Source organism: Aminobacter sp. GW821-FHT11F06, from assembly GCF_058808215.1.
This window is the reverse complement of record NZ_JBXARL010000001.1, coordinates 605,677-629,260: the sequence shown is the minus strand read 5'-3', so window position 1 is coordinate 629,260 and position 23,584 is coordinate 605,677. Positions and strand designations below refer to the sequence as shown.

Annotated in this window: 27 protein-coding genes and 1 tRNA gene; 12 read left to right on the top strand and 16 right to left on the bottom strand. The window is 62.2% G+C overall.

The genetic code is table 11. The features are described 5' to 3' along the window. Positions 1-54 precede the first annotated feature (54 nt). The 4 genes from AC1RTB_RS03100 to AC1RTB_RS03085 all read right to left on the bottom strand — a co-directional run bounded on the left by AC1RTB_RS03100 (position 55) and on the right by AC1RTB_RS03085 (position 2,991). Positions 55-546 carry an NUDIX hydrolase gene (locus tag AC1RTB_RS03100; RefSeq protein ID WP_492880394.1) on the bottom strand — a complete coding sequence of 164 codons (492 nt, stop codon included), beginning with the start codon at positions 544-546 and terminating at the stop codon, positions 55-57. 147 nt (positions 547-693) lie between these two features. Next, positions 694-1,191: a xanthine phosphoribosyltransferase gene (gene gpt / locus AC1RTB_RS03095; protein WP_492880393.1), complete on the bottom strand. Its 498-nt coding sequence runs from the start codon at positions 1,189-1,191 to the stop codon at positions 694-696. 116 nt (positions 1,192-1,307) lie between these two features. Further along, positions 1,308-2,147, bottom strand: coding sequence for a universal stress protein (locus AC1RTB_RS03090; protein WP_492880392.1), 840 nt, complete (start codon positions 2,145-2,147; stop codon positions 1,308-1,310). A 103-nt stretch (positions 2,148-2,250) separates the two neighbouring features. Beyond that, positions 2,251-2,991 carry a competence/damage-inducible protein A gene (locus AC1RTB_RS03085; RefSeq protein WP_492880391.1) on the bottom strand — a complete coding sequence of 247 codons (741 nt, stop codon included), beginning with the start codon at positions 2,989-2,991 and terminating at the stop codon, positions 2,251-2,253. 186 nt (positions 2,992-3,177) lie between these two features. Here AC1RTB_RS03085 and wrbA point away from each other — a divergent pair, with 186 nt between their 5' ends. Both wrbA and AC1RTB_RS03075 read left to right on the top strand, forming a co-directional pair. After that, a complete protein-coding gene (wrbA, locus tag AC1RTB_RS03080) occupies positions 3,178-3,807 on the top strand; it encodes an NAD(P)H:quinone oxidoreductase type IV (RefSeq protein WP_492880390.1) in 630 nt (209 codons plus the stop codon). A 169-nt stretch (positions 3,808-3,976) separates the two neighbouring features. After that, positions 3,977-4,930 (top strand): alpha/beta fold hydrolase, encoded by a 954-nt coding sequence (locus tag AC1RTB_RS03075; protein WP_492880389.1) that lies wholly within the window; start codon positions 3,977-3,979, stop codon positions 4,928-4,930. A gap of 65 nt (positions 4,931-4,995) precedes the next feature. Here AC1RTB_RS03075 and AC1RTB_RS03070 read toward each other — a convergent pair whose 3' ends face one another. From AC1RTB_RS03070 to AC1RTB_RS03060, 3 genes are all read right to left on the bottom strand, one after another. After that, a complete protein-coding gene (locus tag AC1RTB_RS03070; protein ID WP_492880388.1) occupies positions 4,996-5,235 on the bottom strand; it encodes a DUF2188 domain-containing protein in 240 nt (79 codons plus the stop codon). A gap of 580 nt (positions 5,236-5,815) precedes the next feature. Continuing rightward, the gene (locus tag AC1RTB_RS03065) at positions 5,816-6,769 is read right to left on the bottom strand and encodes a SphA family protein (RefSeq protein ID WP_492880387.1); all 954 of its coding nucleotides are present in this window, start codon (positions 6,767-6,769) and stop codon (positions 5,816-5,818) included. Positions 6,770-7,018: 249 nt separating this feature from the next. Continuing rightward, a tRNA-Leu gene (locus tag AC1RTB_RS03060) sits at positions 7,019-7,103 on the bottom strand. Positions 7,104-7,700: 597 nt separating this feature from the next. Between AC1RTB_RS03060 and ade the strand changes: the two genes are divergently transcribed. Further along, positions 7,701-9,512, top strand: coding sequence for an adenine deaminase (gene ade, locus AC1RTB_RS03055; protein ID WP_492880386.1), 1,812 nt, complete (start codon positions 7,701-7,703; stop codon positions 9,510-9,512). Positions 9,513-9,643: 131 nt separating this feature from the next. On the opposite strand, the gene AC1RTB_RS03050 is transcribed toward ade, so the two are convergent. Together AC1RTB_RS03050 and AC1RTB_RS03045 are read right to left on the bottom strand one after the other, a co-directional pair. Continuing rightward, complete coding sequence (locus tag AC1RTB_RS03050; protein WP_492880385.1) at positions 9,644-10,723, bottom strand: alpha/beta hydrolase; 1,080 nt, start codon at positions 10,721-10,723, stop codon at positions 9,644-9,646. Positions 10,724-10,902: 179 nt separating this feature from the next. After that, positions 10,903-12,360 carry a TrkH family potassium uptake protein gene (locus AC1RTB_RS03045; RefSeq protein ID WP_492880384.1) on the bottom strand — a complete coding sequence of 486 codons (1,458 nt, stop codon included), beginning with the start codon at positions 12,358-12,360 and terminating at the stop codon, positions 10,903-10,905. A gap of 144 nt (positions 12,361-12,504) precedes the next feature. Here AC1RTB_RS03045 and ilvA point away from each other — a divergent pair, with 144 nt between their 5' ends. Then, a complete protein-coding gene (ilvA, locus tag AC1RTB_RS03040; RefSeq protein WP_492880383.1) occupies positions 12,505-13,761 on the top strand; it encodes a threonine ammonia-lyase IlvA in 1,257 nt (418 codons plus the stop codon). Beyond that, positions 13,758-14,297, top strand: a complete 540-nt coding sequence (locus AC1RTB_RS03035; RefSeq protein WP_492880382.1) for a DUF1697 domain-containing protein — start codon at positions 13,758-13,760, stop codon at positions 14,295-14,297. The genes ilvA and AC1RTB_RS03035 overlap by 4 nt, the downstream gene beginning before the upstream one ends. Before the next feature lie 3 nt (positions 14,298-14,300). Here the strand turns inward: AC1RTB_RS03035 and gloA are convergent, their stop codons facing one another. Next, positions 14,301-14,741 carry a lactoylglutathione lyase gene (gloA, locus tag AC1RTB_RS03030; protein WP_492880381.1) on the bottom strand — a complete coding sequence of 147 codons (441 nt, stop codon included), beginning with the start codon at positions 14,739-14,741 and terminating at the stop codon, positions 14,301-14,303. A 258-nt stretch (positions 14,742-14,999) separates the two neighbouring features. Between gloA and AC1RTB_RS03025 the strand changes: the two genes are divergently transcribed. Genes AC1RTB_RS03025 through AC1RTB_RS03010 form a run of 4 tightly spaced genes read left to right on the top strand, consistent with a single transcriptional unit; the run spans position 15,000 to position 17,431 of the window. Next, positions 15,000-15,572 (top strand): cold-shock protein, encoded by a 573-nt coding sequence (locus AC1RTB_RS03025; RefSeq protein ID WP_492880642.1) that lies wholly within the window; start codon positions 15,000-15,002, stop codon positions 15,570-15,572. 24 nt (positions 15,573-15,596) lie between these two features. Further along, a complete protein-coding gene (locus AC1RTB_RS03020; protein ID WP_492880380.1) occupies positions 15,597-16,112 on the top strand; it encodes a DUF192 domain-containing protein in 516 nt (171 codons plus the stop codon). A gap of 37 nt (positions 16,113-16,149) precedes the next feature. Continuing rightward, entirely contained in the window at positions 16,150-16,920 is a 771-nt protein-coding gene (locus AC1RTB_RS03015) for an alpha/beta fold hydrolase (RefSeq protein WP_492880641.1), read from the top strand. A gap of 10 nt (positions 16,921-16,930) precedes the next feature. Next, entirely contained in the window at positions 16,931-17,431 is a 501-nt protein-coding gene (locus tag AC1RTB_RS03010) for a GNAT family N-acetyltransferase (RefSeq protein ID WP_492880379.1), read from the top strand. 8 nt (positions 17,432-17,439) lie between these two features. On the opposite strand, the gene AC1RTB_RS03005 is transcribed toward AC1RTB_RS03010, so the two are convergent. Together AC1RTB_RS03005 and AC1RTB_RS03000 are read right to left on the bottom strand one after the other, a co-directional pair. After that, positions 17,440-18,030, bottom strand: a complete 591-nt coding sequence (locus AC1RTB_RS03005; protein WP_492880378.1) for an HD domain-containing protein — start codon at positions 18,028-18,030, stop codon at positions 17,440-17,442. Beyond that, entirely contained in the window at positions 18,021-18,158 is a 138-nt protein-coding gene (locus AC1RTB_RS03000) for a hypothetical protein (RefSeq protein WP_492880377.1), read from the bottom strand. Before AC1RTB_RS03000 ends, AC1RTB_RS03005 begins: the two co-directional genes overlap by 10 nt. Before the next feature lie 130 nt (positions 18,159-18,288). Here AC1RTB_RS03000 and cysE point away from each other — a divergent pair, with 130 nt between their 5' ends. Together cysE and AC1RTB_RS02990 are read left to right on the top strand one after the other, a co-directional pair. Beyond that, positions 18,289-19,137 carry a serine O-acetyltransferase gene (cysE, locus tag AC1RTB_RS02995; protein ID WP_476798573.1) on the top strand — a complete coding sequence of 283 codons (849 nt, stop codon included), beginning with the start codon at positions 18,289-18,291 and terminating at the stop codon, positions 19,135-19,137. Positions 19,138-19,375: 238 nt separating this feature from the next. Next, the gene (locus AC1RTB_RS02990; protein WP_055970710.1) at positions 19,376-19,579 is read left to right on the top strand and encodes a DUF3126 family protein; all 204 of its coding nucleotides are present in this window, start codon (positions 19,376-19,378) and stop codon (positions 19,577-19,579) included. A 40-nt stretch (positions 19,580-19,619) separates the two neighbouring features. Here the strand turns inward: AC1RTB_RS02990 and AC1RTB_RS02985 are convergent, their stop codons facing one another. Next, on the bottom strand, positions 19,620-20,345 hold the full coding sequence (locus AC1RTB_RS02985; protein ID WP_492880376.1) for a hypothetical protein: 726 nt from the start codon (positions 20,343-20,345) through the stop codon (positions 19,620-19,622). A 207-nt stretch (positions 20,346-20,552) separates the two neighbouring features. Here AC1RTB_RS02985 and AC1RTB_RS02980 point away from each other — a divergent pair, with 207 nt between their 5' ends. Then, on the top strand, positions 20,553-21,086 hold the full coding sequence (locus AC1RTB_RS02980) for a gamma carbonic anhydrase family protein (protein ID WP_492880375.1): 534 nt from the start codon (positions 20,553-20,555) through the stop codon (positions 21,084-21,086). Positions 21,087-21,200: 114 nt separating this feature from the next. Here the strand turns inward: AC1RTB_RS02980 and AC1RTB_RS02975 are convergent, their stop codons facing one another. From AC1RTB_RS02975 to AC1RTB_RS02965, 3 genes are all read right to left on the bottom strand, one after another. Continuing rightward, the gene (locus AC1RTB_RS02975) at positions 21,201-21,806 is read right to left on the bottom strand and encodes a transglutaminase-like cysteine peptidase (protein WP_492880374.1); all 606 of its coding nucleotides are present in this window, start codon (positions 21,804-21,806) and stop codon (positions 21,201-21,203) included. A gap of 335 nt (positions 21,807-22,141) precedes the next feature. Next, positions 22,142-22,759, bottom strand: a complete 618-nt coding sequence (locus AC1RTB_RS02970; protein WP_109577323.1) for a PilZ domain-containing protein — start codon at positions 22,757-22,759, stop codon at positions 22,142-22,144. Positions 22,760-22,873: 114 nt separating this feature from the next. Further along, the gene (locus AC1RTB_RS02965) at positions 22,874-23,512 is read right to left on the bottom strand and encodes a PAS domain-containing protein (protein WP_492880373.1); all 639 of its coding nucleotides are present in this window, start codon (positions 23,510-23,512) and stop codon (positions 22,874-22,876) included. Positions 23,513-23,584 lie beyond the last annotated feature (72 nt).

Here is a 23,584-nt window from a genome sequence, read left to right as displayed (position 1 = left end):
GGCAAGGGCCAAAAATGCCTGCCGTAAGCTGCCTGTTGCGGGGCGCGATGCCCCTCAGGCGGCGATTTTTCCCCTGATCGCGCCGAAAGACGAGATCAGCCGGCAAAGATCGGGTTCGTTGACCATGCGCGAGGCCTCGCTCGGCGAGACCCACTTGCGCGTGCGCTGGCGCCGCTCCTTCCACTTTTCGGCGACCTTGCGCACTTCGAGCGGGTAGACGAGCACCTCGCAGGCGACCTGTTCGCCGCTTGAAAGTTCCTTGAGATAGAAATAGCGGCCGGCCTCGTGGATATCGACGGACCCGCTGAGGCCGGCTTCCTCGCTCGCCTCGCGTGCCGCGGTCTCGCACAATCGTTCGGATGTTTCCGGCCAGCCCTTGGGCAGAACCCAGCGGCCGGTGTCGCGGCTGGTGATGAGCATGATTTCGATGCCGCTGGCGGTTCGCTGCCAGGGCAGGGCGGCAACCTGCAGCTTGCAGGCGGGCGCGCCAAACAGGCGGCGTATCCGCTCGACAAGGTGGCTGTGGTAGACAGGTTTCATCAGCATCGGCAGCCCTACCCAAATTGTAGAATCATGCGCCGTGTCACGAATTGTACGGTTAATTCTCCGTAACAAAAGTAAATAGACTGCAAACGAAAACGCCCGGCGAGTTGGCCGGGCGTTGATGCAGATAAAAAGGTGTTGGGCGAGCGCTCAGCCCTTGTGATCGTCGGCGATCGGCTTCTGGTAGGTGAAGCCGAGATCCCATGGGAAATAGATCCAGGTGTCCTGGGAGACTTCGGTGACGAAGGTGTCGACCAGCGGACGGCCCTTGGGCTTGGCGTAGACTGTAGCAAAATGCGCCTTGGGCATCATCGCCCGAACAATCGCCGCCGTCTTGCCGGTGTCGGTCAGGTCGTCGACGATCAGAACGTTTTCGCCTTCGCCTTCGAGCAGGGTGGGCGTGATCTCCTTGAGCACCTGTAGCTGACCTTGCGAGGTGTAGTCATGGTACGACGCGATGCAGATCGTTTCGATCAGGCGGATGCCGAGTTCGCGAGAGATGATCGCCGCCGGCACAAGGCCGCCACGGGTGATGCACACGATCGCCTTCCACTGCGGATTGACGCCGGCGAGACGCCAGGCGAGCGCACGCGCATCGCGATGGAACTGGTCCCAGGATACGGGAAAGGCTTTTTCGGGAAGGGACATGTGACGCGCACTCCGGCTCGGCGCGCCAGCTGGCGCGGAAATAGGGGAATGCAGGCGGAATTAGCCGGAAAGCCCCGTCCTTGGCAAGGGCGGGGCGTGGAGTTTCGTGGGCTTCGTCAACGCGACAGCAATATTGCCACGTCGCCGGCCTGCAAGACGTTGCGCGTGACCCCGCCAAACAGGAACTCGCGCAGCCACGAATGGCTGTAGGCGCCCATCACCAGCAGGTCGGCACCGGTTTCGACCACCTTGTTGTGGATGACCGCGTCGACCGTGTGGCCACGGGACTCCTCGACGCTGACCGAGACCTTGGCGCCATGGCGGGCGAAGGCCGAAGCGATTTCAGCACCTGCGGCATCCATGCTCAGGGCCGCTGACTCGATCGGGTCGATGACGAGGATTTCGGTCGAATCGGCCTCGAGGATGAAGGGCAGCGCGTCGAAGGCGGCGCGTGCAGCCTCGCGGCTGCCGTTCCAGGCAATCAGGATGCTGCGGAAGGTCGAAATCAGTGGTGCCGAATGCGGTACCACCAGCACCGGCCGTCCGGCCTCGTAGATCAGGGAATCGATGTCGGCCGCGATCGAATCCTTGGCGTCGGGCGCGCCTTGGGCGACGATGACGATATCGGCGCAGCGCGCGCTTTCGACGCCGGAAAGTGCGCTGTCGCCCGAAAAGCTCTCGAAGCTGCGCCATTCGAACGACACGCCGGCACCTTCGATGCGAGCGAGGAAGGCCTTTTGCACCTTTTCGGCGCGCTCCTTGCACATCTCGGCATTGGCCTGGATGAACTCAGTGTCGGGGAAGCCGACAGCGGTGGTGTAGGGCATGGCCAGCGCTTCGGCATGAACGCCGATGAGGTGGCTCTCATGCCGCTCGGCAAAGGGGATCGCCACATCAAGCACGCGGGCGACATCGCGCTCGCTCTGGATGATGGCAACGATTGTCTTGAACGGCATGGCAACCTCCTTCGCACGAGCCGAAATGCGCTCAGCAAAGAAACACTATCATGCCCGATCTTGTTCCACTGTGACTTGGATCAAGTGGTTTTGGTGTTTGGGATCAAGCCGTTTTTGCTATGTCGGCAAGCATTGCCTCGATGGCGATGCGCGCGGCGTCCATGGCTTCTGGCGAGCGCGAGCGCACGACAAGCTCGGTCCAGAACTTGCCGTCGAGATATTTCGGATAAGAGCCGATGATCGTGTCGGGATGCGCCTTCTGGATTTCGCCGAGTGGCCCGCCGATTGTGCCCTCGCCATAGGGGCACTGCACTGTGGTCGACAAAAGCTTGGTGCCGGTTTTCAGCGTCGGCATGACATTGTCGAGCATCGCCTGGAAGATCGATGGCACGCCGGCCATGACATGGACGTTGCCGATGCGGAAGCCAGGCGCCACCGAAACAGGGTTTTCGATGAGTTCGGCACCGCGCGGCATGCGCGCCATGCGCTTGCGCGCCTCGGAGAACTCCATGCCGCGCGAGGCGTAGCTGGCTTCCAGCATGGCATAGGCGCGGGGATCGTATTCGCACGGCACGCCGAACGCCTTGGAGATCGAGTCGGCGGTGATGTCGTCATGCGTCGGGCCGATGCCGCCGGTGGTGAAGACATAATCGTAACGCGCGCGCACCGCGTTGACGGCGGCGGCGATCTCGTCCTCGTCGTCGGGCACGATGCGCACCTCCCTGAGGTCGATGCCCGTGGCCGTCATCATGTCGGCGAGGTGGCCGATGTTTTTGTCCTTGGTGCGGCCAGACAGGATCTCGTCGCCGATGACGACCATTGCTGCGGTGACGATGTCGGCCATTTCGAAAGCTCCGTTGTGGGCCCCCGTCAGATAGCGCCGGCAGCGCAAGCGAGCAATAGTCGCCAATCTGTGAACGATGCGTCACGCATTGGCGTGCTTTCATTGAACGAGCTTTGCATTACATCTCTCCCCAGACGCCAACCCAAGATGGCGCCACGAGATTTTCCCGAGATTTGGAGCGATGAAATGGCTAAGATTCTTGTCCTGTACTATTCGAGCTGGGGCCACATGGAGCAGATGGCCAAGGCCGCTGCCGAAGGCGCGCGTGCCGCTGGTGCTGAAGTGACCCTCAAGCGCGTCCCCGAACTGGTTCCCGAGGCCGTCGCCAAGGCCGCCTATTACAAGCTCGACCAGGAAGCGCCGATCGCCGATCCGCTCGAACTGGCTGACTATGACGGTATCATCATCGGCACCGCCACCCGCTACGGCACCATGGCGTCGCAGATGAAGAACTTCCTCGACCAGACCGGCTCGCTGTGGGCCAAGGGCGCTTTGCTCGACAAGGTCGGCTCGGTGATGGTTTCGACCGCAACCCAGCATGGCGGCGCGGAACTGGCGCTGATCAACGCCCAGATCCATTTGCAGCACCACGGCATGATCATCGTGCCGCTGTCCTATGCCTATCAGGGCCAGATGGGCAACGACGTTGTCCGTGGCGGCGCGCCTTATGGCATGACCACCACGTCTGATGGCGACGGCTCGCGCCAGCCTTCGGCACAGGAGCTCGAAGGCGCCCACTTCCAGGGCAAGCGCGTGGCCGAGATCGCCATCCGCCTGCATGGCAAGGGCTCGAATGCTGTGAAGGAAGTTGCCTAACAGCCTTCAACTAAAGTGATTTTGTGAACGGGCGGTCGAAAGGCCGCCCGTTTTGCGTTGTGCCGGGCTTGTCGCGGCGGCCATGACGATTAAGCTGACGGCCATTGTTCGAAGGAGAGCTTTTTTGGCTGCGGTTGGTTCGGTTCTGATTTGGTTGGGGGGCTTTCTGGTGCTCGCGATAGCCTTCGTCGCCGGCTATTTCGTGCTGGCGACCAGCCGTATCGCGAAGGAGGCCGAGCGCGCCGTGCCGGCTTCAGGCAAATTTCTCGAATTTGGCCGCCACCGCATCCACTATGTCGAGCAAGGGCAGGGCCGGCCGATCCTGTTCATCCATGGGCTGGGCGGACAGCTGCACCACTTTCGTGGCACGTTGTTTTCGCAGCTGGACGGTGATTTCAGGCTGATAGCGCTGGACCGGCCGGGTTCCGGCTATTCGGCGCGCCCTTCGGATTTTGCCGGCGGCTTGCGCGAGCAAGCCGAACTGGTGTTGCGCTTCATCGAGAAGCTGGGGCTGCAAAAGCCGCTGGTCGTTGGCCATTCGCTCGGCGGCGCGGTGGCGCTGACGCTGGCGCTCGAACACCCCGAGGCCATTTCCGGGTTGGTGCTGCTATCGCCGCTGACCCATCTCGAAGACGAGTTGCGGCCGGAGTTCAGGTCGCTTTATGTCCGCTCGCCCCTTCTTCGTCACCTCATGGCACAGACGATGTGGGTGCCGACATCGCTCAAATACGCGCCGCAGACGCTTGCCTTCGTTTTCGGGCCGCAACAGCCGACCAAGGATTATGGCATTGAGGGCGGTGGGCTGGCCGGACTTCGGCCCAGCCACATCTATGCAACGTCGGCCGACTTGGTGGCGATCGAACGCGACCTTGGTGGCGTCGAGGCGCGTTATGAGGAGATCACCATGCCGGTGGGCGTTTTGTTCGGCACCGCCGACCGCGTCATCGACCACGGGCTGAACGGCAAGTCGCTGGTGGGCCGCATTGGCAATCTGGAACTCGATCTGGTCGAGGGGCTGGGCCACATGCCACAGTTCATCGAACCGGAGAGGGTCTCGGCCTTGATCAGGCGGACGGCTGCGAAAGCCTTTGCATCGGCGCCGGCGCAAACGCCGCTCCAATAACCACACGGTTCATCCAGGCGTTGCGGCGCAGGGGGAACCACTGCCGCCGCCCGCGAGAAGACGTTTTACTCGGAAACTTCGGTGTCGGGCCTGTCGTCGCCCTTGGCAAGCTCGTCGTGCCAGCGGCCTTCCGTGTCCTCAAACTGGATGCCATCGGTTGAGCCGGAGACGCGCTGTTCGGCGGCCGCGGTTTCGGCGGCGCGCAGGGCGTGGTCATGGGTGGGGAAGGTTTCGGAGAACGTGTCGCCGACCTTGTAGGCCCAGCCACCGTCGTGCTGGACGACTTCATAGACGAGCTTTGCCATTATTTTCCCTCACTGGATGATGCGATGTTTTGGCCACCAGCACCTCGGCATCCATCGCAGCCCTGACGGCTGCCCGGCGCGTCCTCGACGGCGGTCATGCCGGCTCAAACGTTGCCGGGCGCAATTGGTTGCATCAACCGCCGAAGATTGACAGCAATGTTCGGGACTTCCCGGTATCAGAGCGGCACTGCGTAGAGCACGATCCACGCGCCGCATATCGCGGCTGCTAGCCCATAACAGGCGCTACGGTGTTTTTCCCAGAAGTATGGCGCGCGTTCCCAATTGTACTGCATACGCAACTCCCCACTCACTCTCCACGCGGCCCAGTTGTATTTCACTCGGAAATGGTCTGCAATTTTCCGGTGTGGGGTTGACGTTGCGAAAACACGTCCGAGTGGCATATTTGCCACGAATCATGGTGTTTTGCTGCACATCGAGCGGATTGAGCTGGGAAAATCTGTCGGTCAGGTGCGGACGGGGGATCGAACCCGCATCGCCTGGACTGGAGAATTAGCTTTTTCAAATGCACGGAAAGGATGCCCAACTTGGTGGACGGGCATCCCATCATGCCGGCCAGGTGTCAGAACTTGCCGGCAACGTCGAAGAAGACCGCATCGCCCTTCATGCGGTTTTCGACAGACACCTCGTGCACCCATTTCAGCTTGAGATCGACCTCGGTGTTTTCGCCGAATTTGGCCTTGTAGCTGACGAGCGGCCCCAGCCCGATCGAACGGCCCTTGAAGCCGTCATGGGAGTCGGCGAAGGTGCTGCGGTCGTCTTCGAACTGATAGAGAAAGCCCGCGACCGCGCCCACGGCGAAATTCGCGGTCACATTCTTGGTGACGGCGAGATCAAGATGCGCCATCGCACCGCTGTAGTAGTCGGTGGCGGTGTTCTTGGTGTTGATATCGACGCCGAAATTGGCCGAGAGATCGAGGCCGTGCTCCGGCATCAGATAAGTAAACGCGACCGCCGGCGTGAAGGTCCAGTAGTTCAGGCCGATGAAGGCGAGGGCGCCTTTCTCCCACTCACCGGTGGGCGCGGTGATCGTCAGCGACGTTGAAAAGAACGTGTTCATGGCGTCGTTGTGCCAGCCGAGCAAAATCGGCGCGAAGGCGATGTCGCCGACACCGGTCACTTCGTCCACGGAAGCAAAAGGACCAATGTCGCCTTCGGCCTTGACCCAGCCCAGCGGCAGGGCGCCCTGGACGGCATAGGTCCAGTTGCCGGGCAGGTCAAGCTTGGGCACGTAGACGCCTGCAAGAATCGTACTCCAGGTGTCGGCTTTCAGCCCGACGGCAACCTGGTTGCCGCCAAACGGCACGTTGCCGGCCGCCTTGCCATGGTAATAGATGTTGGCGATATCCCAGTAGGCGCCGGGCACGGGCGGCACGATCCCCGCACCAGGACCGGCATAGGCGCCTGGTATGTAGCGCCCGGCAACGGCCTCGGTGGCCTTCGCCTGCTGAACGGAAGGGATGGCAGCGGCCATGACGGACGCAGCGGCGAGCAGGCGTGAAAAAGGTCTGGTCATTTCGTCCCTCTCCAAGTGCGACCGGCACTCGCGAACGGACGTGCCGGAAATTCCCCGATAGTGAGAGTAGCACGGCACGCCGTGTCAGGACATTTCTTCCGATTCCCTTGCCTTTGTCGACATGCCAGGCGCTTTCAGGCCTGATGGGGTTCCGTGCAATGCGGCCAAGGCCGTGCTCGCCGGCAAGCCTGGCGGCCCGAAGGCGTGCCGCCTACGCAGCTTGTCTCGATTAAGGCAATGATTCCAATCTGGTGCGGACGGCGGGAATCGAACCCGCATAGCCGAGGCTGAGGGATTTTAAGTCCCTTGCGTCTACCAGTTCCGCCACGTCCGCTTGGCCCGAACTGGTAAAGCAGCCGGGCAAGATTGCAAGTCCCGGCAAACGCTCGTGTCACCTTCGCGCAGCAGAAATCGAGCTTGGCGATTGCGTTCGTCCGGCACCTGCAGCGCCGCCAGCCGTAGCGGCACTGACGGCAAAAGCTGAGCTAAGACAAAAGCGGCGCTTAAGCCTTGCTTGGCGTCTCGGACAAGGAGCTTTCCTCGCTGGCGTCCAGCGGCAGCAATGGGGATTCCGTTGCGGCATCTGACTTAGGCGCTTTACGCATGGCCTTTCGGACAGGCTTTTTCGCTGCGTCCTTGGCTACGTCCTTCGGCGCCGCCGCTACCGGGGCTGCCTTGGCGGGTGCCGGTTTGGCCGCGACAGTGTTTGTCTTTTCGGTGAATTTGATTGCCATCGGGGTCCGCCATTCAACAGCGCCGCGAGTCGCGGCTTTGGTTCTCCATACACCATTTGAAGAGCCTGCGGCGGGGAAGCGGGCCATCACCTGAACAGGGTGGGCAAGGTGTGGAAAAATCCTTCCGCCCCGCAAGCCCCTGTATTCCGCCGTCGCTTCCGCTACAGTTGCGCCAGAGAATTCAGGAATCCCCGAAAATGCCCAGCAAGACCAATTTCGCCAAGCCGCGCCCATGGACCGAGACCGCACCGCTTCTGGTCGATGTCGCCATGGGACGACGGCCGGCGGACCTCGTCATTCGCAATGGCCGCTGGGTGAATGTGCATTCGGGCGAGATCATTGCCGGCACCGACGTTGCCATCGTTGCCGGGCGCTTCGCCTATTGCGGGTCCAACGCCAGCCATGCCATCGGCCAGGGCACCAAGGTTGTCGATGCCGGCGGCCGCTATCTCGTGCCGGGCCTGTGCGACGCGCATATGCATGTCGAAAGCGGCATGGTGACCGTCACCGAATTCTGCCGCGCGGTGATTCCGCATGGCACGACCTCGATGTTCATCGACCCGCACGAAATCGCCAATGTGCTCGGACTGCCCGGTGTCAGGCTGATGCATGACGAGGCACTTGCCATGCCGATCAACGTGCATGTGCAGATGCCGTCCTGCGTGCCTTCGGCACCTGGGCTGGAGAATGCAGGCGCTGTGCTGACGGTCGAAGACGTCGCCGAGGCGATGACCTGGGAGAACATCATCGGCCTGGGAGAAGTGATGAACTTCCCCGGTGTCGCCGCCAACAATCCGGTCATGTCGGGCGAGATCGCCGAGACGGTGAAGGCCGGCAAGACGGTAGGCGGCCACTACGCTTCGCGCGATCTCGGCCTGCCGTTCCACGGCTATGTCGCCGGCGGCCCGGAGGACGACCACGAGGGCACGCGCGCCGAGGACGCGATTGCAAGGGTGCGCCAGGGCATGAAGGCAATGCTGCGCCTGGGCTCGGCTTGGTACGATGTCGCCAGCCAGATCAAGGCGGTGACCGAGCAAGGCATCGACCCGCGCAGCTTCATCCTGTGCACCGACGACAGCCATTCCGGTACGCTTGTCCATGAGGGCCATATGGACCGCGTCGTCCGCCACGCCGTCGCCCAAGGGCTGAAGCCGGTGACGGCGATCCAGATGGCGACGATCAACACCGCCCAGCATTTCCGCCTCGAGCGCGAGATGGGCTCGATCACGCCGGGCCGGCTGGCCGACTTGCTGATCGTTTCCGATCTGGCCGAACTCAAGATCGACGAGGTCTATGCGCGCGGCGTGCGGGTCGCCAAGGCCGGCAAGCTCGACATCGACATTCCAGCCTACGCCTATCCGGCCGATGCCAAGAAGACGGTGAAGCTGGGCAAGAAGCTCAAGGCCGTCGATTTCGACATCAAGGCACCTGAAGGCGCCAACGAGGTGCGCGTGCGTGTCATCGGCGTCATCGAAAACCAGGCGCCGACGCGCGCGCTGGAGGCCGACCTTGCCGTCGAGGACGGGCTGGTCGCCATGGATCGCCGCAACGACGTCTGCCAGATCGCACTTGTCGAGCGCCATCGCGGCACCGGTGCCGTGACCAACGCCTTTGTCTCAGGCTTCGGCTACATGAAGGACTGCGCGCTGGCCTCGACGGTTGCGCATGACAGCCATCACATGATCGTCGTCGGCACCAATAAGGCCGACATGGCGCTAGCCGCCAACAGGCTCGGCCAGGTGGGGGGCGGCGTGGTGCTGTTTTCCGAAGGCAAGGAACTGGCGCTTGTCGAGATGCCGATCGGCGGGCTGATGTCGGACGAGCGCGCCGAGATCGTTGCCGCCAAGGCCGACAGACTGGTCCAGGCCATGCGCGACATGGGCTGCAGCCTCAACAACGCCTACATGCAGCATTCGCTGCTGGCGCTGGTGGTCATTCCGGAACTCAGGATTTCCGATGTCGGGCTTGTCGACGTGACGACGTTCGAGAAGGTCGACCTGTTTCTCTGACGAGACCGCGCGTTTTCCCTCCCCCTTGTGGGGAGGGATTAAGGGTGGGGGTACCTTTGCGATCTCATTTCCGGAGCGGGGTTGCGACGAAGGGGGAGGGGTCGTCGGCGTACCGCCAATGCGATCTGATCCTACTGCAGTCCGCCGCCGAGCATGTTGATGCGGTCGGTGACCTCGCGGTCGCTGGCAAAGCCGTCGTCGGCGCGCAGGCGCTGGCCAAGCAGCTTCACCATTTGCGGATTGTCGGCGAACTTGGTGTGGTTGAACGAGTCGCCGCTCTTCGCGTCGGACAGGTCGACGACGATCACGCCATATTCGGCAAGGTCGGCGGCGTTCTTGTAGTCGCCGAGGCGCGGCTTGGAGCCGGCGATCAGGCCCGAAAGCTTGAGCGCGCGGTCGTCGCCCGACGTCATCAGGAAGAACGGCTTGGTCGGCTTGCCGTAGCGGCGCATCTGGCTCTTGAACACGTCGACGTCGATGTCGGGCGAGGCCAGAACGACGTCGCCGAGCTTGCCGCCGAGGTCACGGTCGCCGGTCAGCGCCAACTGGCGCAGCGCTTCCATGGTCACCCAGGTGCCCATCGAATGCGCCACGATGTCGATGCGGCGCGCGCCCGACTGGGCGAGCATGCGCAGCGTGACCTCAAGCTGGTCGCGCGCGGCCGCCGCACTTTCCTTGTCGTAGACATAGTCGGTCGTGCTGCCGCCGGACGCCCAGGAAAACAGCACCGGCGTGCCGGTGTAGCCCGAGTCATGCGCGATCTGGGTGGCGCGATAGACGCCGGCATCGAAGGAGGTGTTGTAGCCATGAACGAACAGCATGGCGCGTCCGCCGCGCGCGGCGATGTCGGCGCTGAGCGCCTTGGAGAATTCCGGCTGCGTCGCATAGCCGGTCGCGTTGGTGGCGGTGAAATATTTGGTCGGGTCGGCATCCTTGCGGTTGCGCAGCTCGATCTGGCCGGTCTTGTGGGTCCTTGGCACGGTCACGTCGACACGCGCGAAATTGAGCGTCGCCGAGCGGTCACGGTCGAAGACCTGCTTGTCGTCAGCAGCGTGCTGACGGGTGGAGGCAACGAAAATCGCATGGTTTCCAGCGATTTCCGACACGGGAACATTGACGACCGCGCCGGTCAACAGCGCGCCGGACGGCTGCCCGATGCAACCGGACAGCAGGAGGGCGGCAATGGCTATGCAGAATTTCGACGGCAACAATTTATGATCTCTCTGACGGACAAGGCGTTCAGCGTGCCACCTTCGGGACGGTTTGATAGTGGCGGAAGTAAGTCGGGTCCAGCCGAAAAGGACAGGTCGGGGAGACATCGCTGGCCGAGTGTTGCTCGAATGCCAAAATTGTGGCGGAAACAAGTACTTCCGCACCTGAGTTCACGGAGTTAGCGACCCCAGAAAGTTGGCGTGAAGACCACCAGGACGGCGAGGATTTCGAGGCGGCCGAGCAGCATGGCCGCCGAGCATATCCATTTGGCGGCATCGGGCAGCGAGGAGAAGTTGCCCATCGGGCCGATGATCGGACCGAGGCCGGGACCGACATTGGTCAGCGCGGTCAGCACGCCTGTCATCGAGGTGATGAGGTCGAGGCCGGTGGCCGCCATCAGGATGGTGCCGATACCCCAGATGACGAAGAAAGAGGAGATGAACAGCACGACAGCGCGCTGCATGTCGGGGTCGACAACGCGGTCGCCGTAGCGCACCGGCGTTACCGAATGGGGATAGATCAGGCGGCGCAGACCATTGGCCAAAAGTTCGAACAGGATGAGGAAACGATAGGCCTTGATGCCGCCGGTGGTCGAGCCGGAGCAACCGCCCAGGAAGGTCGCAACGAAGATACAGGCAACAGCGAATGGTCCCCACAGCGTGTAGTCGTCCGAGGCAAAGCCGGTCGTCGAGATGATCGACATGAAGTTGAAAGCCGTATGCGTCAGCGCGGTGAAGAACGGCATGCCGGTGCGGACGCTGAGGTAGATCGCAACGGCGACGGCGAAGACGACGCAGTAGCCGGCAAACACCCTGATCTGCGGATCGCGCAGCGCATCGAGCCTTCCGCGCACGGCAAACAGGATCATGATCGAAAACGGCAAGCTGCCGATGAACATGAAGACGGTGCCGACCCACAGGATGGCGGGCTTGTCGCTAAAGCCGATGAAGGAGGTGTCGCTGGTGGACAGGCCGCCCGTCGCCAGCGTCGACATGGCATGGTTGATGGCGTCGAACCCTTCCATGCCGGCGGCGGCGTAGGCGATGGCGCACGTGACCATCAGCGCGGTGTAGATGCCGATCAGGCTGACGGTGAAGGTCTGGAAGCGTTCGAAGGGGCGGTCTTCGATATCGGAGGATTCGATCTTGAAGTAGGACACGCCGCCGATGTTGAGGAAGGGCAGCAAAAACAGGCCGAGCGCGATGACGCCGAGCCCGCCCATGAAGTTGAGCAGCGAGCGCCAGATCAGGATGCCGGGCGGTGCCGAGTCGAGGCTGCTGATGACGGTGGAACCGGTGGTGGTGATGCCCGACACCGATTCGAAGAACGCGTCGGTGACGCTGAGACCGAGCGACGAGGTCATGAACGGCACCGCACCGGCGATTGCCAGTGTGAGCCACAGGAAATTGACCAGAAGGAAGCCGAAGCGGGTGTTGGCCGGCGGCGTGCGGCCTTGGGTGGAGAGTGCGATCGCCAGTGCCAGGCCGCCCATGAACATCGCCGTGAAGGCGAAGGATTTCCAGTCGTCATGGCCGTAGAACAGGTCGACCGCCGCCGGAATGAGCATTGCCACTGAAAGATAGATCGCGAAGACGGCTGCGATGTGGATCGCGGCGCGGACGGCAATTCTGTTCACCGAGACGTATCCCCAAATGTATCACGGCGAGCCAAGCAGGTCTGGCGGCGGGAGCCGGACAGTGGCTTCACGCCGCCGAATATGCAATAGCGCGGGAGCGCGGGCCACAGCATTTGCCCGGCCGATTTCAGGAGTGCCTTCGCCATGACCAGTTTTGCCGAAAGGGTTTCGCTGGCAGCCGAGGCGGTGAGACAGCTGTTTCCCGAGACACCGCTGCAGGAGAACGACTATCTCTCCCGCAAGACTGGCGCGCGCGTACTTTTGAAGCGCGAAGACCTGACGCCGGTGCGTTCCTACAAGATTCGTGGCGCGTTGAACTTCTTCCGCAAGACGCTGGCTGCCGGCAACAAGGCCGAGCTCTTCGTTTGCGCCTCGGCCGGCAACCATGCCCAGGGTTTTGCCTTCGTGTGCCGGCATTTCGGCAAGAAGGGCGTGGTGTTCATGCCGGTGACGACGCCGCAGCAGAAGATCGACAAGACCAGGCTGTTTGGCGGCGAATTCGTCGAGATCAAGCTGGTCGGCGACTTCTTCGACGATTGTTACCGCGCCGCACTGGAATTCGCCGAAAGTTCGGGCGGCCATATGGTGCCGCCTTTCGACCACAAGGATATCATCGAAGGCCAGGCGACTGTCGCGCTTGAGATCGCCGCCCAGATGCCGAATGGGCGCGTGCCCGACATGGTGCTTTTGCCGGTCGGCGGCGGCGGATTGTCGGCGGGCGTTACGCGCTATTTCGCCGAGATCGGCGCAACACCACGCTTCGTCTTTTGCGAGCCGGCGGGCGCGCCCAGCCTGCGCGACAGCCTTGCCACCGGCAAGCGGGTGAAACTCGCCAAGGTCGACAATTTTGTCGATGGTGCGGCGGTTGCCGAGATCGGCCGCGAGCCGCTGCGCCTGCTCAAGGAATTTGCCTCCGACACGGTCAAGCTGGTGCCGGAAAACCGGCTCTGCGCCACCATGATCGAGATGCTCAACGTCGAAGGCGTGGTGCTGGAGCCTGCCGGCGCGCTGGCGATCGATGCGCTCAAGGATTTTTCCAAGAAGGAGCTGAAAGGCAAGACCGTGGTTGCGGTGGTGTCGGGCGGCAATTTCGACTTCGAGCGGCTGCCCGACGTCAAGGAGCGCGCTTTGCGCTTCGAGGGGCTGAAGAAGTATTTCATCATCCGCTTCCCCCAGCGGCCCGGCGCGCTACGCGACTTCCTCGAAATCATGGGACCCGAGGACGACATCACGCGTTTCGAGTATCTCAAGAAGTCGGCGCGCAATTTCGGTTCGGTGCTGATCGGCATCGAGACCAAGGACCGGCGCAATTTCGACCTGCTGAAGGCGCGCTTTGATGTCGAGGGCGTGCAGTATCAGGACATCACTGACAACGAGACGCTGGGCGGCTTCATCATATGAGCGTGTTCGTCGCGCTGTTTTCCGGCATCAATGTCGGTGGCAACCGCATCGTCAAGATGGCCGAACTCAGGGCCTTCTTCGAGGAGCTCGGCTTTGGCGATGTCGCAAGCTACATCCAGAGCGGCAATGTGGTGTTCAAGGCCGAAACCGCCGATGCGACAGCGCTGACGGCAACGATCGAAGCGGCATTCGAAAAGCGCTGGGGTTTTTATTCACGCATCATGGTGCGCGATCTCGGCTGGTACGAAAAACTGGTGGCGGAAAATCCCTATCCCGAAGTGGCAAACGACCACAAGAAACTGCACGCCTATGCGCTGGGGCGCGCGCCGACCGCAGACGAGATCGCGCGCCTGGCCGAGCGTTGCACCGGCCCTGAAAGCTTCGAGGTCAAGGGCGACATCCTTTACCTTCATGCGCCGGACGGGGTGGGCAAATCGAAATTCGTGGAAAATCTGCCGCGCGCCCTCAAGGTGCCGGGCACGGCGCGCAACTGGCGCACCGTGCTGACTTTGCTTGAAATGGCGCGTGGCGCCTGAGATTTACCAGCTGCCGGTGTTCGGCATCGAAAGCCACGGCTCAGCCGGTGCCTTGCGCTCGCCCTTCTGCAACAGCTCGATCGAGATGCCGTCCGGCGACTTGATGAACGCCATGTTGCCGTCGCGCGGCGGGCGGTTGATGGTCACGCCCTTGTTCATCAGGTCTTGGCAGGTGGCGTAGATGTCGTCGACCTCATAGGCGAGGTGGCCGAAATTGCGGCCGCCCTGATAGTCTTCCGGATCCCAGTTGTAGGTCAGTTCGAGCAGCGGCGCCTGCTTGGACGTGCCGGTGGCCTCGTCTTCGGACGCGGCGAGGAAGATCAGCGTGTAGCGGCCTTTCTCGTTGGTGGAGCGACGAAGCTCCTTCATGCCGAACTTGTTGCAATAGAAGTCCAATGAGGCGTCGACGTCTTTGACGCGGACCATGGTGTGGAGATAGCGCATCGCTGTTCCTCGGCTTTTGTGGTTCGGGTTGATGAGGTTCGGCGATACATAGGGCGGGTGCCGCGCGCTCGGCAACCGCCGCAGGCGTTTTTCTGCGGAACTGGTGTGAAGCTTGTGCCTATCTCGGAGCCAAGTCGAAAAATGCCGGGACGGCCCTTGCGTAAGTCCAAAGTGGAAGTGTTAATCTAATCTCAAGAATCAGTAATGGCGTTTGCAAGGAAAGGGGGCGTTCTGATGGGGGAAAAGGCCTCTCTCTTGATGCAGGACGGCACTGGCCGCGATGCATTTGAACATGGCGACAGCACCGGCGATGTCGGTCTGGTCGAAATTTCCGGCGCCATCAAATGGTTCGACGTGGCCAAGGGCTACGGTTTCATTCTCCCCGACAGCGGTGTTGGAAGCGACGTGCTGCTGCATGTCACCTGCCTGCGTCGTGACGGTTTCCAGACAGCACTTGAAGGTGCCCGCGTTGTTTGCCTGGTCAAGCAGGGCGACCGCGGCCTGCAGGCCTTCCGCGTGCTCTCCATCGACAATTCGACCGCCGTGCATCCCGCCGAAATGCAGGAACAGCGCACACATGTCGCGGTGACCGCCGAGAGCGGTCTCGAGCGCGCGCTGGTCAAGTGGTTCAACCGCACCAAGGGTTTTGGTTTCCTGACGCGCGGCGAAGGCACCGAGGACATTTTCGTCCACATGGAGACGCTGCGCCGCTTCGGCGTGACCGAGCTTCGGCCCGGGCAGGTGGTGCTGGTTCGTTTCGGCAAAGGCGACAAAGGCCTTATGGCTGCCGAAATTCACCCTGACTTAGGGACCTTGCCGGTCTCGCACTAGGTCGAGACCGCCCGCGGGGATTTGATGACCTTACGCAGATTTTTGATGGCCGGCGCACTCGGTGTCGCAATGCTTGCGGCGCCGGCTTTTGTCGTTTCACTGGCAACGACGGCACCTGTGATCGCGCAAGAAGCGATGGCCTTGCCGGTCGATGCCGAGCCGCTGATCGCGGTGACGGCCAAGGGCGAGGTGCCGTTTCGCATCGAAATTGCCGATGAGCCGGGCGAACGCGCCATGGGGCTGATGTTCCGCAAGGATCTCGCCGACGACCAGGGCATGCTGTTCGTGTTCGAACAGACCCAGCCGGTCGGCTTCTGGATGAAGAACACGCCGCTGCCGCTCGACCTGGTTTTTGTCGGTCCCAACGGCAAGGTGCTCGACGTGTTGCCGGGCACGCCATTTTCCGAGGCGGTCATCGCTCCCGAAGAGCCGGCGCGTTTCGTGCTCGAACTCAAGGCCGGCACGGCAGCCAAAACGGGCATCGCCAGGGGTGTCATGCTCAAGCACCGGGCGATCGCAGCGGTCGCCGGCAACCGCTGAGGCCTCAGGCTAAAGACCATTCGGAGCGACGATGGCTATCGATCATTTTTCCCATGAAGGTTTCGACCTGGCGTTTCTCGACCTGCCGCCAACCGGCGCGGGAAGCGGCGAACCGGTGTTGATGATCCACGGTTTTGCCTCCAGCCACTTCGTCAACTGGGTGTCGCCGGGCTGGTTCAAGACGCTGACCGAGGCCGGCTACCGCGCCATCGCCTTCGACCACCGCGGCCATGGCGGCTCGACCAAGAGCTACAACGAGGCCGACTACACGCCGGGCAAGATGGCAGGCGATGCGGTGGCGCTGCTCGACCATCTCGGCATCGAACGCGCCCATGTCATGGGCTACTCGATGGGCGCCCGTGTTTCGGCATTCATGGCCCTGGAAGCGCCCGAACGTGTGGCGACGCTGGTGTTCGGCGGGCTTGGCATCGGCATGGTCGACGGCGTCGGCGACTGGGACCCGATCGCCTCAGCGCTGGTGGCGGAAGACCCCGAAACGATCACGCAGCCGCGCGCCAAAATGTTCCGCGCCTTCGCCGACCAGACGCGCAGCGACAGGCGGGCGCTTGCCGCCTGCATTTCCACCTCGCGCGAACTGGTGACGGACAACGACATCCGTCGGATCACGCAGCCGACCTTGGTTGCCGTGGGGACCAAGGACGACATCGCCGGCTCACCTGATGAACTCGCCCAGCTGATGCCGCATGGCGAAAGCTTCGACATCGAAGGCCGCGACCATATGCTGGCCGTCGGCGACAAGGCCTTCAAGAAACGCGTGCTCGAGTTCCTGGCCGAACATCCGATCTGACGGCTCGCGCGTGGTCGATCTTCTCGTCACCTACATGGAAATGACGCAGCGGCCTGACGGAGAGCCGTTTGCGGTTCCGGTCGCCGGCGCGCGGATCGAACGAGAGCGTCCCGGCCTTTCCGACTATCTCGTGCTTTATCGAGCGATCGGCGAACCGCTGCAATGGGATCAGCGGCTGCGCATGCCGGCGGAGGCGTTGCAGACCTTGCTCAGCGACGGCGGCACCCATGTCCATATCTTGCGCGTGGACGGCCGGGCCGCAGGTCTTTGCGAATTTGTGGGAGCCGGCGGAGCGGAAGTGGAACTCACAAATTTCGGGCTGATCCCGGAGTTCCAGGGCAGGAGGCTTGGGCCGTACCTGCTTGACCATTCCTTGCGCTCGATCTGGTCACGGGAACCGCGCCGCGTGTGGCTGCATACCGACACCAACGATCATCCCGGCGCACAATCGACATATCGGCGCGCTGGCTTCAGGCCATATGCGCAACGCATGGAGACCTTCCCCGACTGACCGCTCCGTCAGCCACTCAGCCTCGCAAGCGAGCGTCCCATGTTGGCCCGAGCCTGGGCTTCGAAGCGCGCGACGAAAATGTCGGTGTGGAAGATGCGTGGTCGCGCGAGAAAGTTGTGCAGTACCGCGCCCCGTCCGGCACGCCAGTCGGCGTCGCTGACCCAGCCATATTCGCGCCTGACAGCGTCTTCGTAGGCGTCGAAGGCTTTTGCCGGGGCGCCGAGGATCGACAGGTCCATGTCGAGCAGCAGGGCGGCGTCATTTTTCGCCGCAGCGTCGTCGAGGGCCGGCACCTCATGCGTGGCGGTCGCCTCGATCATCGCAACGATGCGGGCGAGGCGAGGGGCGTCAATGTGTCCGTTCAGCCTCTCGGCGGCAAGGGCGGCACTCAGCGCCTCGTTGTCCTTGCGGCGGCTGTCATAGATCGCGTCATGGAACCAGATCGCGGCCTCGACCGCGTCGGCGTCGCTCAGCTCTGCGCGGTATTCATTGGCCAGTGTCAACAGTGCTTCGATGTGCCTGATGCCATGGTAATGGCGGTCGTCGGCTTGGTAGAGCCTGGTCAGTTCCGCCTTGGTGGTGTCGTCGATCAAAGACATGTCAGCGCCCCCTTGAAAACAGGCGCGCATCGGCCAGCCTGGGTGACCGCGTTCTTGCGCGCCGGACGGTTGACGACGATGATCGCCACGCCATCTGTCATTGTGACCGACAAGGGTTCAGTTTCCATGACGCCTTGAATATCCGCGAACCAAATCCACTTGAACCAGCACTAAGGAAAATTGAGTTCAATCGTGCTATCATGTGGCTTATATGTCCCGCGCGGGATTGCACAAGCCGGCACTGAACGGAGACCGTCGATGAACACCATATCCGCTGCGCGCCACGGCTCGCTGAAGCCGGTCGATCCGATCTGGAAGTCGGTGCGCGACGAAGCTGCGGACGCTGTGGCGGGTGACCCGCTGCTGGCGGCGTTCCTTTATGCCACGATCCTCAACCAGGACACGCTGGAAGAAGCGGTGATCCATCGGCTCGCCGAGCGGCTGGCGCATCAGGATCTCGGCGCCGACCTCATCCGCCAGACCTTCTACGCGATGCTCGAAGACCGGCCGGATTGGAGCGACACGGTTCGCACCGACATCCAAGCCTACTACGACCGCGACCCGGCCTGCGACCGCTATCTGATGCCGGTGCTCTATTTCAAAGGCTTCCACGCCATCCAGACGCATCGCCTGGCACACTGGCTGTTGAACCGCGGCCGCAAGGATTTCGCGCTCTATCTGCAGAGCCGCTCGTCATCGGTGTTCCAGACCGACATCAACCCGGCAGCGCGCATGGGCAAGGGCATCTTCATCGACCATGCCACCGGGCTGGTTGTCGGCGAAACCGCCGTCATCGAAGACGATGTCTCAATCCTGCACGGCGTGACGCTGGGTGGAACCGGCAAGGCCGGCGGCGACCGTCACCCCAAGATCCGCTACGGCGTGCTGATCGGTGCTGGCGCCAAGATCCTCGGCAACATCGAGGTCGGCCATTGCTCGAAGATCGCCGCCGGTTCGGTGGTGCTGTCGCCTGTGCCGCACAACAAGACGGTGGCCGGAGTTCCGGCGCGCGTCGTGGGCGAAACCGGCTGCGACCGTCCGTCGAGCCAGATGGACCAGTTGCTGCCGTCGCAGACAATGGATCACGTCGTCAGCTTCGATATTTGAGGTGGGTAAATGCCGGCATCCAGGTGATTGGGCTGCCGGTGTGAATTGCACGGGGTAAGCCGAGCCTTGCCTTTACATGGCCATGCTTGGCGTGTCAGAAGCGCGTCTCTAAACGCATCGGGCCGAAAATCGGGTCTGATTTTCGGGCAAGCACGATGCGCAGTCATTAAAATATGGAGCGTCCCAAGCGCGTCCGAGTGGACGCACAACGCTCCAAGCCACAAGCCGGAGAAGACAGTTGAAGCCGGAAGAAATCAGAAAACTCGACGCCTATTTCAAGCGCCAGTTCCAAAACCCCACGCTTCAGGTCAAGGCGCGCCCGCGCAAGGACGACTCGGCCGAAGTCTATATCGGTGACGAATTCCTTGGCATCGTTTTCAAGGATGAAGACGACGGCGACTACAATTTCTCGATGGCGATCCTCGACATCGACCTGGCCTGATTTTGATCAAGCCTGACGCCGCGCGGCTTGTCGCGTGGCGTCATTTGACGTGCAGCATGGCATTCGTCTTGGCGACAACCGCCCGGTCCAGCTCACGCCACTCTCCCAAAAGTTCCCTGGGAAATCTGTAGGTCAGACTCAGATCCTTGCCGACGAAAACGTCTCGCTCGCAAGGTGCCAGCGATTCCTCGGCCTCGGGCCCGCTGAGGCAGCGGGCAACGAAAGCCGGCTCGCCAGTGCGCGCGGCAACCGCCAGAACCTCGTTGAGATAGCCGGAATTTTCCTTGAAGCCGAACAGCGTCATGCCTTCGGGGCCAGGCACGCCGGGCTTGACCGTCAGTGCATTGTAGATGGGCACAAGACGCCCGCTCATGTCGCGCGTCATCATGCGCGGCTCCAGCCCCAGGAAAATGATGCGTTTGCTGCCGTCGGCATTGTTGAAGGCCGGGCGCGCCGGCTCGCTGTAGCCGTCCATCTCCGGCCAGCGCAGGTAGAGGTCGAGGCGGCTGGCGATGCCGTCGCGGCGGGCCTTTTCGAAACGGATCATGTTGGAGGGTACCGCGATGACGTCGTTGCCGATGACAACCTCATGCGGGGTGACGTCGTCGGTATAGCCGGCAAGCGCGATGGTGTGCCCGAACCAGCGACCGCCGATGCTGATGGCCAGCGAAAAGACCGCAAGCACGGCGAAGCCGTAGAAGACCTTCTTCATCATCGAAGAGCTGACAACGTCAAAGCCGGAGCTGTCAGTTGCCTCTTGCTTCATCTGTTGTCTCCAGGGTCGCCGGCGGCTCGTGTCTTGGCCGAGCATCGATTTTCCGCAACCGGTCACGCTGCGCGCCGGTGCTCCAGGGAACCGATATCTGGCCGACATTGCGCGTGCATGGTTAATGGTGCGTTAAAGGTGTGTCGTGCTTGCCTTGCAGGCCGCCGCTTCATAATTTGCGCGCGACTTGCACAGGAAGGAACCACGATGCCGCTTTACGCTCTCGACGGGGTCGAACCGCAATTCGCGGATCGCGACAGCAACTGGATCGCACCAGATGCCGCCGTGGTCGGCGACGTCAGGATCGGACGCGATGTCGGCATCTGGTTTGGGGCGGCGATCCGCGGCGACCGCGAACCGATCACCATCGGCGCGCGCTCCAATATCCAGGAGCATACGGTGATGCACACCGATCCCGGTTTTCCGCTTGTTATCGGCGAGGGCTGCACCATTGGCCATCGCGCGATCCTGCATGGCTGCACCGTTGGCGACAATTCGCTGATCGGCATGGGGGCGATCGTGCTCAATGGCGCCAGGATCGGCAAGAACTGCCTTGTCGGTGCCGGTGCTCTGGTGACCGAAGGCAAGGAATTCCCCGACAATTCGCTGATTGTCGGCTCACCCGCCAAGGTCATTCGCACGCTTGACGACGCGGCGACTGAGCGGCTGCGCAAATCGACCGATGACTATGTCGCCAACCAGCGCCGGTTCGGCGCCGGGCTCAAGAAGGTCGCGGACTGAAACCAAGGCATCCGCCTGAAAAGGCGGAGCCGGCCCGGGGACTTGGGCCGGCTCCTAGACCCGGTCGTTGGGGACGGGGAGGGTGGGGACGCGACCGGGCTTTCTCGCTGAAGCTTAGCGAACCGACGCGACTGCGTCGGCGCGGCCGTCATTGATGCCAATCCAGACGCCTGAATTCTGCTCCGACTGGCGCTTGAGATAGGTGTATTCGGTCTCGTTCCAGGCCAGAACCCGCGTGTCGAGATTGTCGAGGATGTACTCGCCGAGGCTGGTGCGCACGGTCAGAACCGCATGGCCTTCGCCGTTGGGCTGACGAACCACCGTCATCAGCAGGCTTCCGGCCGGCACGCCGAGCTGCATCAGCCGGCGCCGCTTCTCCATGGCATAGTCTTCGCAGTCGCCAACGCCGTTGTCGGGATAAGCCCAGTATTCTTCCTGGCCCCATGCTTCCAAGTCGGTGCGCGGCGCCACGGTGGTGTTGACCTCGTTGTTGATGGCAATGATTGCCTTCCACAGCGTACGGGTCAGTTCGACCGGGGCCTTGCTGGCGGTCTTTTCATTGCATTCGATCGGCGAACGCTTGCACAGCTCGTAGTGGCCGATAGGCTGCGTCGTGCGGCCGTTGGTCTTCATGACGGCAGGGGCGGCAAGGGCACTGCCCAAGGTGCCAGCCTGAAGTGCCGCCGCCAGAACCAATAGCCATCCCCGACGCTTGATCATTTTGTAGTCTCCTTGTTGGGGGAGACAATGACAGGCGCGGATTTATTTCACGCAAAGCAACGCAGTAGATGTTGAGTAAAAACAAGAGAGAACTCTCGTAAACAAAGAATAGAATAAGAATAAAATTTGCAGAAAATTTGATTACAATTTTATCGATTGGGCGACGTCCGGCCTTGTTTGTCACCGGTGTGCCGAAATGGCATGGCGGTGCGAGACGGGCATGCGTGACCGCTTGTCCGTCTGGAATGGTGGCCGGAAAGCGCAAGAAGGCCGGCTTCCGAGAGGAAGCCAGCCCAGCGGCGTGTTGTGTCTGGGTTTTGGACCGGTGCCCGGCGTCAGGTGCGCGGGCGGTTGAACTCGGTGTCGAGCGAGTCAGGGCGCTGGACGACGGCGAATTCGACGGCGACGCCGTCTTCGAAATGGCGCACGACCTGGCCGCGCATGGTGCCGAGCGTGACCTGCACGCCGATCGCCGGCTTGACCTCGATCTCGATGGCGGCACCCGAAAGCGAAAGGTCGATGATCCGGCAGGGATACTGCCGTCCGTCGATGAGTTGCAACACGTTGATCGGGTTGCGCGGTGCGACACGCTCGTGGCGGCGGTCTTCCGGCAGGTCGAGTTCATGCTTGTTGGCAAGCCAGGTGAGCTGGGCGGCCAGCTTGTCCTTCTTGCGCTCGGAAGCGATGACCGTCATGGCAAAGCCATCCGGCAAGGTGCGGGTGATGACGCCTTCGATGCGGCCGATATGGTCGATATAGGCGATGACCTTTTCGCCTGCGGCGCCCGAGCGGTCGGTGCGGAAAGCAACATTGCCGGGCGACATGTCGACGACCTGGCCGGCATGTTCGGTGCGATCCTCAAGCATGAAACGGCCATAGATCTTCACGCGGACGCGCTGGAAGTTGCGTCGTTCCGCCCGTGACGGCGCGTAGTCGATCGCCGCTGGCCTCATGCTACCCTCATATCTGTCAACTCCCAACGAACCGCATCGGGGAGCTATTGCGGAAAAATACCGCCAAAGAGGTTAACAAAACGCGTAAGTGCTGCCGCGTGAGGCTTGCGGGCGCTATTCTTCGCGCCCGCCTTCGAGAACGAACAGGTGACGAATCCGCCGCGCGCCATCAAGCGGGTTCGCCCCGCCCTCCAGCGCTGAATCGCTCGGTGCAAGCGAAGGCACTGTGACGGCCGGGCGGTTCCTGAGGAACATCGGCTCAAGGTCTGGGTCGACAACACGCACGCTGTCGATCGTGGCGTCGGTGAGTGGGTCGGAGCCGAGCCAGAACGGCCTGTCGACGCTCGACAGCACGCCCAGGCTGCGCGGGTTTTCGATGCCGCCGTCGAGCGGCAAGAGCAGCATTTCGAAAGTTGTCGCGCGCAGGCTTGCGGTGAAGCCCTCGAAGTTGATGACGACCACTGATTTTTGCTGGAACACGCCATAGGCAAGGCGGGCCATCAGCCGCTGGTCCTTCTGGCGCCACAGCGAGGGGAACGAAAACCCCTTGAGTTCGCGGCCAAAGGTGGCGCACAGGCGGGTGCCGGCGAGGCGGAAGACCGCTTCGCCGCGCGTGTCGCGCTCGAGAATGAAAGTGTCGGCAAGCAGCGCCTTGATATCGGCCGGCTCGACTTCCGTGCGTTTGGGCGCGGGTCGGCCGTCGCGAAGGCGGTTCCAATATTGGAACAGTGCCAGCGATCCTTTCTGTTTCATATTGCTCCGCTCCGAGCGCTTCTGTGCCTGATGTGTCATCGTTGGACAGAATCGCTTCAATCTTGAGGACTA